The 10671-nt window shown below is 41.8% G+C and carries 9 protein-coding genes, 1 tRNA gene and 1 pseudogene; 3 read left to right on the top strand and 8 right to left on the bottom strand.

The features are described from left to right. Window positions 1-214 precede the first annotated feature (214 nt). Together D5018_RS01205 and D5018_RS01200 are read right to left on the bottom strand one after the other, a co-directional pair. Window positions 215-604: pseudogene (locus D5018_RS01205) on the bottom strand (DUF6475 domain-containing protein); the annotation flags it as partial. Then, window positions 591-1508 (bottom strand): helix-turn-helix domain-containing protein, encoded by a 918-nt coding sequence (locus D5018_RS01200; RefSeq protein ID WP_121837151.1) that lies wholly within the window; start codon window positions 1506-1508, stop codon window positions 591-593. The gene D5018_RS01200 and the pseudogene D5018_RS01205, both read right to left, overlap by 14 nt. Before the next feature lie 235 nt (window positions 1509-1743). On the opposite strand from D5018_RS01200, the gene D5018_RS01195 reads away from it, so the two are divergent. Beyond that, complete coding sequence (locus D5018_RS01195; RefSeq protein WP_121837150.1) at window positions 1744-2382, top strand: LexA family protein; 639 nt, start codon at window positions 1744-1746, stop codon at window positions 2380-2382. 282 nt (window positions 2383-2664) lie between these two features. On the opposite strand, the gene D5018_RS01190 is transcribed toward D5018_RS01195, so the two are convergent. The 5 genes from D5018_RS01190 to rpsU all read right to left on the bottom strand — a co-directional run bounded on the left by D5018_RS01190 (window position 2665) and on the right by rpsU (window position 7428). Further along, a tRNA-Ile gene (locus D5018_RS01190) sits at window positions 2665-2741 on the bottom strand. Between the two features lie 223 nt (window positions 2742-2964). Continuing rightward, window positions 2965-4788: an RNA polymerase sigma factor RpoD gene (gene rpoD, locus D5018_RS01185; RefSeq protein ID WP_207819187.1), complete on the bottom strand. Its 1824-nt coding sequence runs from the start codon at window positions 4786-4788 to the stop codon at window positions 2965-2967. A gap of 129 nt (window positions 4789-4917) precedes the next feature. Beyond that, a complete protein-coding gene (gene dnaG / locus D5018_RS01180; RefSeq protein ID WP_121837149.1) occupies window positions 4918-6651 on the bottom strand; it encodes a DNA primase in 1734 nt (577 codons plus the stop codon). Between the two features lie 111 nt (window positions 6652-6762). Beyond that, window positions 6763-7206, bottom strand: coding sequence for a GatB/YqeY domain-containing protein (locus D5018_RS01175; protein ID WP_121837148.1), 444 nt, complete (start codon window positions 7204-7206; stop codon window positions 6763-6765). Window positions 7207-7212: 6 nt separating this feature from the next. Continuing rightward, window positions 7213-7428: a 30S ribosomal protein S21 gene (gene rpsU, locus D5018_RS01170; RefSeq protein ID WP_011758943.1), complete on the bottom strand. Its 216-nt coding sequence runs from the start codon at window positions 7426-7428 to the stop codon at window positions 7213-7215. A 239-nt stretch (window positions 7429-7667) separates the two neighbouring features. Here rpsU and tsaD point away from each other — a divergent pair, with 239 nt between their 5' ends. Next, the gene (gene tsaD / locus D5018_RS01165; RefSeq protein WP_121837147.1) at window positions 7668-8687 is read left to right on the top strand and encodes a tRNA (adenosine(37)-N6)-threonylcarbamoyltransferase complex transferase subunit TsaD; all 1020 of its coding nucleotides are present in this window, start codon (window positions 7668-7670) and stop codon (window positions 8685-8687) included. Window positions 8688-8784: 97 nt separating this feature from the next. Further along, window positions 8785-9249: a hypothetical protein gene (locus D5018_RS01160; RefSeq protein ID WP_121837146.1), complete on the top strand. Its 465-nt coding sequence runs from the start codon at window positions 8785-8787 to the stop codon at window positions 9247-9249. A 6-nt stretch (window positions 9250-9255) separates the two neighbouring features. Here the strand turns inward: D5018_RS01160 and D5018_RS01155 are convergent, their stop codons facing one another. Next, window positions 9256-10623, bottom strand: coding sequence for an ankyrin repeat domain-containing protein (locus tag D5018_RS01155; RefSeq protein WP_121837145.1), 1368 nt, complete (start codon window positions 10621-10623; stop codon window positions 9256-9258). Window positions 10624-10671 lie beyond the last annotated feature (48 nt).

The following is a 10671-nucleotide window of genomic DNA, read 5'->3' as shown; positions in this document are numbered from 1 at the left end:
TTGAACAACTGAAGTCCAATACTCAGCAGTTAACAAAGAAAGAGTACTGGCAACTCATTATTGAAAAGATTATCGAGCAAATTGGAGCAAAAAGAGGGTTAATACCAATAACTTTGTCGGGTTAAGCCCCCCCCTACGAAAGAACCGAATGATCAAGCTCAGATCGAGCCACTGGATATTGAGGGTGGAGGGCAACTGATTTATTTAGGTTCATTTTATATGGGTAATCACTTTCTTGAATTTTACAAAGCTTTACCCAGCCACCCATGTCGGTGATCACTCTATGAATTAGAGGATCATCAAAAATAACTGATGACCATGCTCCTACTCGCTTGATTGCTTCATCGACTTTATTCCACGCTAATAAAGACTTCGATATCGAGTTACCATCAATATGCTTAATGATGTCAGTCGGGGTAGGGCAGAACTGTCCCGTATCGGGAGAGCGGATATGGTGAGTCATGCCTGTTCTGATCTCTTCAATGGAATAGTTTTTGAGTGCCTCAAAAGCAATGGTAAGGATCTGAGTACTGATTTTTTGTCGATACAGGTTCCAAGCTGATGCCCAAATTTGAGCAAACTCTATTTTATCAGATTCGATCATGACTATTAACCTCTTTCTCTATTGGTGCCGACCACCTTTGGGCAATAAAACTGTTGTTGTTAGGTGCATTGTTAAAGCTGTTGTCCAATGGTGAATGCCCGAATGGTAAGGCTTCATCGACGGTTAAGTATTCATCCTGCCATTGCTGATTATTGAGCCAATTATGGGGGAGAGGAGTTTTGGTTCGGTCTTGATATTGGTGCCGATGTGTCTTTTGCTCTATCCAAATATCAATGACCTCTTTTGCTTTTACAGGATCAGAATCTAGCCCTTGGCGTGACCACTCCTCTTCAGCTTTTAATTTTTTCTCTTTTCTGGTTTGCTCTTGCCAAAATTGATTAAAAAGATTGTTGGGGGCTTCGCTCTGATTTGATGTTGGTGATGGAATTTGTTCTTGCGATGGTGTTGGCGTTGACTCGGAATTTTGTTCATCTATGGTATTGAAATGAGGCTCTGAGGTAGTAGCATTGGCTGAATTAGACTGCGGTACTTGGTTCGGTTGGATTACTTCAGGAAGTTTGTGTTGATATTGAGATAGGGCGTCAATCAGTTTTTCGTGGGAAATAAATTCTTGAGGGACATCAGATAATAATCGTATGGCAGCCTTACCTTGATTTATGTTTTCTATGGGGTTGTGTTTGAGGTAATTACAAATAAACGTCCAGCCAGCCTTGTCTCTTTCTATGAAGCCATGCTCATTAAGCTCATCTAAGTTTCTACTAACTCTTCGCCGTGACCAGCCTAGATCTTCAGCTATGTAGCCGAGTGGTAATCGAAAACAACCCAGCAAGTTACAGTGCTGGCAGGTTAGTAAATATAAACCAAGTAATTTGGCTGAATCGCTCCATGAGAGAGTATCCTGCTTCATCCAAAAGCGGGTGTATACCTTTCCGTAAACACGCATAGCTTTTTCCTCTAACCTGCTTCATCCAAAAGCGGGTGTATACCTTTCCGTAAACACGCATAGCTTTTTCCTCTAACTCGCTGAGTTATATGAAGGAGTAGATTTCTTTTGTAACAGTTTTAACTGTTATTTAGTTGTATTGCTTTGATTTTGGCTAATCCTAACGCCATTGAATTTCGTCTGTCAACAGTTTCATGTGTTGAACTGCATATTTTTTGTTTGTAAAATCGACGCTATGAAAACATTATCAGAACGACTGACTTACGCTATGAATCTTGCTGGCATGAGCCAGGGACGATTGGCTCGAAAGGTCGGGATCAGGCAGCAATCAGTTTACCAGCTGTGTTCAGGGAAAACCCTTGCTAGCAAGTATACTCCTCATTTAGCTAAAGCATTGGGGATCAAAGTTCAATGGCTAGTGCATGGTGAAGGAGATATGTACGACGAAAATGTATCGTCGGACTTAGTTGCGCCTAAAGAGATCCCTGTTATTAATTGGAAGCAAGCAGCACGTTGGCCAGAGCTTGTTGATACGTTTTCATTAACGGACACTGATGAGTGGATGAGAGTGAGTAAACCAGCATTTAATGACTGTTTTGTATTAAGGGTTAGTGGCGACAGTATGGACGGCAATTCCCCTAAGCCATCAATTCAAGAAGGAACGTTGATTATTGTTCAGCCGTGCAGTGAGGCTAGTTCAGGACAGATGGTTATAGCCGTTTTGCCAAATCATGAGCGGGCTATTTTTCGACAATATGTTACTGAAGCGGATCAAGGTTACCTAAAACCGCTAAACACTCAGTATCCAATCATTGAAATTAACAATGAATGTAAGATTATTGGGATAGTCAAACAGGCTATTTCTGAATTTTAAAATTTATAGTTGCTTGGTCGCTTGTATCACAATTTAATCTCTTAGGGTTCAATTCCCCGCAGCTCGCTGCGGTTTGTAACAAAAAGAGGTAATGTTAATACCCCGCTTTCGCTTGCGAAAGTCTGAGCGAAGCGAAGACAGCTTGCTGCGGGGATTATTTATTAATCAATGGGTTATAGCTGATTTAGATGTGAAAGTAGCACAGAAGTAATACTAAGGAAACTCCAGAACAAAAAAGATAGTATCAAAAAGCAAAAAGTCTTGAAAAAACAGGGAGTAAAATGGTGGCCCCTCACAGACTTGAACTGTGGACCTATCGATTATGAGTCGAGTGCTCTAACCAGCTGAGCTAAGGGGCCATTTTGAATGTAGCGAATGCTACTAAATCGAAAAGAAGTATACGAACTTTGTTGGCGCTTGTCATCCCTGTTTTGTCGAGAAATCCTGCAAGTAGAATCAATTGGTTATCTGTTATACAAAATTTGCTTCAGTTGTCACCTTTTATTCAGCTAACTTCATAAAATCGCATAAAAAAAGCCTCGATGTTATCGAGGCTTTTTTGCAGCTTAGAGAGTAAGTCGATTACTCGTCTAAGAATGATTTTAGAATTTCTGAGCGAGAAGGGTGGCGCAACTTGCGTAATGCTTTTGCTTCAATCTGACGAATACGCTCACGGGTAACGTCAAATTGTTTGCCTACTTCTTCTAGCGTGTGGTCGGTGTTCATGTCGATACCAAAACGCATACGCAGTACCTTAGCTTCACGAGCGGTTAGCCCTGCAAGCACTTCGTGAGTAGCGTTTTTCAAACTTTCACCGGTAGCACTATCTAGTGGTAGTTCGAGGGTTGTATCCTCGATGAAATCACCTAAGTGCGAATCTTCATCATCACCGATTGGGGTTTCCATTGAAATTGGCTCTTTGGCAATTTTCAATACCTTACGGATTTTATCCTCTGGCATTTGCATGCGTTCAGCCAGTTCTTCTGGTGATGGTTCACGTCCCATCTCTTGTAACATTTGACGTGAGATACGGTTTAGCTTGTTGATGGTTTCGATCATGTGTACCGGAATACGAATGGTACGGGCTTGGTCTGCAATTGAGCGGGTGATAGCCTGACGGATCCACCATGTGGCGTAAGTCGAGAACTTGTAACCACGGCGGTATTCAAACTTATCTACTGCTTTCATTAGACCGATGTTGCCTTCTTGGATCAGATCCAAGAACTGTAGACCACGGTTGGTGTACTTTTTAGCAATCGAAATTACCAGACGTAAGTTGGCTTCAACCATTTCTTTTTTTGCACGGCGAGCCTTAGCTTCACCGATAGACATACGACGGTTGATGTCTTTAATAGCTGAAATGGCTAGGCCAGTTTCTTCTTCAACGGCAACGAGTTTACCGATGCAACGAAGTACGTCTTCTTCAACTTTTTTAAGGCCGTCAGAGTAGGATTTGCCAGACTCTAGTTCTTTGGTAAACCATTCGCTAGTGGCTTCGTTACCGCCGAAGGCTTTAATAAAGTTCTTTTTAGGTAGCTTAGCTTGCTCAATACATAGCTTCATGATCAAACGTTCTTGAACACGAACTCTGTCCATCATGCTACGCATGCTTTTTACTAATGCATCGAACTGCTTAGGAACAAGACGGAACTCTTTGAACAGTTCACCAAGTTCAAATAAGCATTTTACAGACAAGTGATGATCACGGCCTTTCTCGGCAATAGTTGCTTGACCAATATCAAACAGTTTTCTCAGCTCCGTGAAGCGTTCTTTTGCTTCTTCAGGATCTGGGCCTTTGTTTGCTTCATCTTCTTCGTCATCATCGTCGTCTTCGTCATCCAATTGCTCGTCAGTCAGTTCAGAACCAACGTGAGTAGCGGTTGGCGCGACGTCATCTTCATCAGGGTTTACAAATCCAGAGATAATGTCAGATAAACGGATTTCTTCAGCTTCGTACTTGTCGAATTGCTCAAGGATCATCGCAATCGCTTGAGGGTATTCGGCTACAGAGCCTTGAACGGTATTGATCCCTTCTTCAATTCGTTTGGCGATGACAATTTCGCCCTCACGGGTCAATAGTTCAACGGTACCCATTTCACGCATGTACATACGTACAGGGTCGGTTGTACGACCGATTTCACTCTCTACTGTTGCTAGAGCTGCAGCGGCTTCTTCTGCTGCATCTTCATCGGTGCTGTCTTCAGACATCATGATTTCATCGGCATCCGGTGCTTCTTCAAACACGCGAATACCCATGTCATTTATCATCTGGATAATATCTTCAATTTGATCAGAATCGACCATATCAGCAGGTAAGTGATCGTTCACTTCTGCATAAGTCAGGTAACCTTGTTCTTTACCTTTTGCAAGTAACAATTTGAGTTGCGACTGTGGAGTATGATCCATAGATATCATCCAAGTTTGAGTAAACAGTTTACGAGGCGATACGTTGAATTGTTCAGCGATGCTGTATTCAACGCAAAGCGTCAATTATAACCTTACGCACTACCTTGTGCTAGGGGTATGAACAAGAATTTACTTGTTTATCCCCTTCATAATGGAAATTAGCTTTTGAAGCTGTATCCTTTCTTCCTTGGTGTGGCTTTGTTTCAAGCTGAGTTCTTGATATCGCTGTTCGAGATATTGGTTGCTTAACCAGACAAGCGATTTTTTAAATTCATGCTTGAGTTTTTCTGTGGCGACTTGATGTTCCCAAGTAGACAACTTTTTTACAGTCTCAAATTGAGGTTGCTGGCGAAAATGCTCAAGCAGTTGGGCTGATGTCATCTGGGTTGTACGAGTCAGATCCAATAATTGGATCAATAAATCCAGTCCGGGCATCGAAAGATGTTGTAGGGCTGGCTGCGCTGGTAAATTATTACCAACTTCTGGGTGCTGTATGATCAGGCTTATGGCGAGTCTTAATGGTGTCCCTCTGCCTTTTAAGCCTTTAGCGCCCAATGGATTGGCTTTCGCGGCTTGCGAATTAAAGCCAAATTTCTTTTTAAGCTCATCACTGCTATTAAGACCAAGTTTGTGGGCTAAGTTTTCCAGCAATAAGTTCTGTAAAATTTCGTCTTTGACTTTTTCGATCAGCGCCATGGCTTGCTTAGCCAGTGTGCTTTTATCGCCAGCTGAATCTTCAGTCAGTTTTTCAAATAAAAAGGCTTCAAGCGACTTGGATTGTTCAATGTGGTGCTCAAATGCTTCTTTACCGATGTTTCTGACCGTCGAGTCAGGATCTTCACCTTGCTCTAAAAACATGAATTTGAGCTTGTCACCAGGCTTGAGCAATGGCAAAGCGGTTTCGAGTGCTCGCCACGCTGCTTCCTTGCCTGCTCTATCGCCATCGTAGCAGCATACCACTTCTTGGGCACTTCTTTGCAGCAATTGTAGTTGTTCAGCAGTGGTTGAGGTGCCTAGTGATGCTACTGCATAATCGACCCCGTATTGTGCAAGCGCAACAACGTCCATATAGCCTTCGACAATTAAGGCTCTATGCGGGTTCCGATGTTTTAATTTTAATTCATAAAGGCCGTATAACTCATTGCCTTTATGGAAAATTGGGGTTTCCGGTGAGTTTAGGTATTTTGGTGTGCCTTCACCAAATACTCGACCACCAAAGCCAATGACTCGTCCGCGACGGTCACGGATGGGAAACATGAGTCTGTCACGAAAACGGTCATAACGTTTGCCGTTATCGTTGGCGATGAGCATGCCTGCAGTAAGCAGCTTTTCTTGTAACCCTTGATTATCTCGGTATCGGCTGAGTAAGTTATCCCAACCGTCGGGAGCAAAACCAATGTTGAAGCGCTCTACAACTTCGGAAGATAAGCCACGATATTCGAGATAATTTTGTGCTTTTTCTTTATCTGAATGCTGGCGAAGCTGTGCTTGATAAAAGTTACAGGCTTCTTCCATTAACTGATAGAGATCTTTACTCAGAGCATGATCAACTTTCGGACCGCGACCTTGCTCTTTTGGTACTTCAAGTCCAAGTTGTCCGGCTAAGTCTTCAATAGCATCAACAAACTCTAGGCGATCATATTCCATGACAAAGTCAATGGCATTGCCATGAGCGCCACAGCCAAAACAATGGTAAAACTGTTTATCTTGACTAACGGTAAACGAGGGAGTTTTTTCGCTATGGAAAGGACAGCACGCAGAATAATTTTTACCAGCTTTTTTTAGTGGTACTTTACTGTTAACCAGTGCAACGATATCAGTTCGAGCTACTAACTCATTGATGAAATCGCGTGGTATTGGCATATTCTCACTCTTTGCTGGTTTTGCCTCTGTTGAGGATTAAACAAACAAGCCGCGCTATAGCACGGCTTGTCGTAACGTTATATAAGAAACTTTAGAAAAAGCTTCTGCGGTTTACTTCAATTGGGCTCTAACTTGACCACCAGCTGCACTCATATCAGCGCGGCCTTGCAGTTTACCTTTTAACGCTCCCATTACTTTGCCCATGTCCGCCATGGATGAAGCGCCAACAGCCTGAATGGTTTCAGCAATAATTGCATCGACTTCTTCAGCAGTAAGTGGTGTTGGTAAGAAGGTTTCTAAAACAGAAATTTCGGCCAATTCCACTTCGGCTAATTCGCTACGACCTGCTTGCTCATATTGAGTTACAGAGTCGCGGCGTTGCTTCACCATTTTGGTTAGCACAGCTATTACCTGATCATCAGTTAAGCTTTCGCGAGTATCCACTTCAACTTGTTTGATGGCGGCGAGCGCCATACGAATCGTACCAAGTCTTGCCTTTTCTTTGGCAATCATGGCTTGCTTCATATGGTCTTTAAGCTGATCTACTAGGCTCATAATAGATTAGTATAAACGTACGCGACGAGCGTTTTCGCGAGAAAGCTTCTTAGCAAGACGCTTTACAGCAGCAGCTTTTGCACGTTTACGTGCAGTAGTTGGCTTCTCGTAGAACTCACGAGCACGAACGTCAGCTAGGATACCAGCTTTTTCACAAGAGCGCTTAAAACGACGAAGAGCTACGTCGAATGGTTCATTTTCACGTACTTTAACGATTGGCATACGCCATCACCCCTTAGGTGTAAGTTGTATGAAAGAAAACAGCTAAAAGCCGTAATCAATCAAGGTTGATTAAAAAATGGTTCGGAATTCTACACTCAGATTGATGACTTTGTAAACCCCAAAATCTTAACGATCGCTGGATCTTTTTACGATCCCAGTAAGATAATTGCGATTTACTGGAGCAAATCGTTATCTACAGGTAGAATTGTTCGCCTTTGTTGTCATTAAGTGTAGATGAAATGCGAGTTTTAGGTATTGAGACGTCCTGCGATGAGACAGGTATTGCGGTTTATGATTCAAATGCTGGTTTGTTATCCCATACATTATATAGTCAGGTAAAACTGCATGCTGATTATGGTGGGGTAGTGCCTGAATTAGCATCGCGAGATCATGTTCGTAAAATCATCCCTCTTATTCGTAAAGCACTTGCTGATGCTGATTTAGCCATGAGCGATCTAGATGGCATTGCTTATACCAAAGGCCCTGGCTTGATAGGTGCGGTATTAGTTGGTGCCTGTGTTGGGCGATCGCTTGCATTTTCTTTAGGCATTCCTGCTATTGGTGTGCATCATATGGAGGGACATTTATTAGCTCCTATGCTTGAAGAAACACCTGCTGAATACCCTTTTGTCGCTTTGTTAGTTTCTGGCGGCCATACCATGTTGGTTGATGTTAAAGGCATTGGCGAATACGAAGTGCTAGGTGAGTCTGTTGATGATGCCGCAGGTGAGGCGTTTGATAAAACCGCTAAATTAATGGGGCTGGATTATCCGGGTGGCCCACGGCTGGCAAAATTAGCAGCCAAAGGTGAGCCTGCCAAATACAAATTTCCACGCCCTATGACGGATCGCCCTAGTCTAGATTTTAGCTTTTCAGGGTTAAAAACCTTTGCAGCCAATACTATCGCTGCTGAACCTGATGATGAAAAAACGCGAGCCAATATCGCTAGAGCTTTTGAAGAAGCCGTGGTTGATACCTTAATGATCAAATGTAAACGTGCGCTAAAACAAACAGGTCATAAGCGTTTGGTAATTGCTGGTGGTGTAAGTGCGAATACTCGACTTCGTGCTGGTTTAACCGAGCTGATGTCGAGCTTGAAAGGAGAAGTCTTTTATCCTCGTCCAGAGTTTTGCACCGATAATGGAGCCATGATTGCTTACGCCGGTACTCAACGCTTATTGTCTGGTCAAACAGAAGGACTCGAAGTAAAAGGTCAACCAAGATGGCCTTTGGATACTTTGGAAGCAATTAAACGTTAGTTACATTAACAACCTAGATATTCTAAAGAAGTATTATTCTTGTGGGGATTAACTAGATATATTCTGAGCTAAGACTAACTCTATTATGGGAGTGTTTATGTCTAGTGCAGAAATACATTGGTTATCCTCATCTTTTCCTCTATATGGCATTAGTTATCAGAGTGAACCAGACGCTCATGTCGTATGGGATCCCAAAAACTCTGACCCGTCAAAGTTAAATATTCAGTATAAGAAAGATGTTTTTGATTCTACTGAATTAGGCAGTGTACTGTGCTTTAAGGTGTTGGATAGAGCGAGAAATCGAACACTTTATCGGGATTTTTGGCTGGTAAATTGTGCAAAGTCAGATACAGAAGTAGTTAGATTTGGTTTAAAACAGCAATCTAAGATACCGCCTGAAAAGTATCGACTGGAAGCGTTTCCTGACGAAGACTTGTTATTTAGAACTCTTTCATATCATGTGGGTCATGTTCAGCTCCAGATTAGACGGGGAGCAGATGTGTCTAATTGGTTATTAAAACCGTCGCATCGAGTTCAAGGTGTGAGCAAAAGGTTAAGCTAACATAGGTTATAGCTCTTGCTCATGTGCAAGAAGCCTTTTTTTACGATCATACTCTTCTAATTGCACAAGAATACTGTGTTGTAAATGATGTGATAGTTTTTTAAATACTTTTATTTGAACAAAGGTTTTTCCATCGCTATCGGTATGTGAAAGGACGTTGTCTAATCCGTTTTTTATTATATAGCCGATCAATGTTGTTATCGATGCTTCAGTTGTTATCGATGCTTCAGCGGCAGCTTTTACGGCTAAATGCAACACCGAATCGGTATTCGTAGCAGAGGAAAAGCGAGTCTTAATAGTCATATCATTTAATAATAATTCTAAGATTTGATTTTTATTGGCTGATATCGCTGCGATAATAGCTCTGAACTTCCCCCTCACCTTTATAATCTCATTGCTTGTTGCTGGAATTTTTAATTTAGCCAGTGCATTTAAGCACCAACCTGTTTCTTTTATCCCTTTTGTGGCTGCAAGTTCTATGACTGATATGCCTTGGCTGTTTTCTGTGAAAGGACTTGCTCCTGCATCTACCAAAGATTTGAAAATATCTTGACGATTACATAGTAATGCTGTCTGCAGTGGAGGTACCCCTTTCAAAGGAACAAAATCCACATCAGCTCCAGCTTTAATCAGCAGTTTTACTTGTTCTGTGCAACCTCTAAGAATAGCAAGATGTAAAAGGGTTACTCTGCCGTTACACACTCTAGAAACCGGCATTTGATCCCATGCTTTAAAAACTTTGACACTCAAGATTGAATGATCGGGTCTCACACTTTTAGTGGGTAAAACTGTTGTTGATAAAGAGGTGACAGTTTGAGATAAATTGAAACCTTTATTAAGGTAGGTTTCCAGCGCTTGGTTATTTAAACGAAGTATTGCTCGATATAAATAAGGTGTATCAGAATTAGGGTTTAGTTTTAAGCTAAATTCACTCATTAATTTCTTGGATAAAGCAGTAATCCTATGATCGCTTTGCTGAGTCGATAAGTGTTTTTGTGGCTCAGCTTGTCTTTGCGTTTCTTCCATACCTGCCAGTATAGGTTCTTCTTCAATTATTGAACGAGAGTCTACTACAGTAGCGAGTGGGCAAATACCTTGAATATTTATTGGTACTGGTGATTCAGTTGGAGCTTGATGGAAAGGCTGTTGTTGATCTAATTGAGATTGCTTAATCACTCTTACATGCCAGAGCTTCTTATTATGCAGGAATTGTATTTCAACTGGCAACTTATGGCTTGTCTCAGAATCATGTAGTTCAACTCTTTGGACTTCATCAATTGCTGATATCGCCAATTGGGTCAGCTTTTGAGTTGAAATATCAAAGTAGGTAGATCCTGCGGCTGTTGTATGGAAATCAATCGTTGTAGTAGCCATTCTCAACTTTTCCAAAAAAAGTTAGATAACAACAAGCTACATCAAAGA

Origin of the sequence: Parashewanella curva (genome assembly GCF_003675895.1) — a bacterium.
Lineage (GTDB): Bacteria > Pseudomonadota > Gammaproteobacteria > Enterobacterales > Shewanellaceae > Parashewanella > Parashewanella curva.
This window is presented reverse-complemented; position numbering and strand designations above follow the sequence as displayed.

What these genes read in the sequence shown, in the direction of transcription:
- tsaD (WP_121837147.1), top strand. Translation starts at nt 7,668, where the DNA reads ATGCGAGTTTTAGGTATTGAGACGTCCTGCGATGAGACAGGTATTGCG.
- D5018_RS01155 (WP_121837145.1), bottom strand. Translation starts at nt 10,623, where the DNA reads ATGGCTACTACAACGATTGATTTCCATACAACAGCCGCAGGATCTACC.
- D5018_RS01200 (WP_121837151.1), bottom strand. Translation starts at nt 1,508, where the DNA reads ATGCGTGTTTACGGAAAGGTATACACCCGCTTTTGGATGAAGCAGGAT.
- rpoD (WP_207819187.1), bottom strand. Translation starts at nt 4,788, where the DNA reads ATGGATCATACTCCACAGTCGCAACTCAAATTGTTACTTGCAAAAGGT.
- D5018_RS01195 (WP_121837150.1), top strand. Translation starts at nt 1,744, where the DNA reads ATGAAAACATTATCAGAACGACTGACTTACGCTATGAATCTTGCTGGC.
- D5018_RS01160 (WP_121837146.1), top strand. Translation starts at nt 8,785, where the DNA reads ATGTCTAGTGCAGAAATACATTGGTTATCCTCATCTTTTCCTCTATAT.
- D5018_RS01175 (WP_121837148.1), bottom strand. Translation starts at nt 7,206, where the DNA reads ATGAGCCTAGTAGATCAGCTTAAAGACCATATGAAGCAAGCCATGATT.
- rpsU (WP_011758943.1), bottom strand. Translation starts at nt 7,428, where the DNA reads ATGCCAATCGTTAAAGTACGTGAAAATGAACCATTCGACGTAGCTCTT.
- dnaG (WP_121837149.1), bottom strand. Translation starts at nt 6,651, where the DNA reads ATGCCAATACCACGCGATTTCATCAATGAGTTAGTAGCTCGAACTGAT.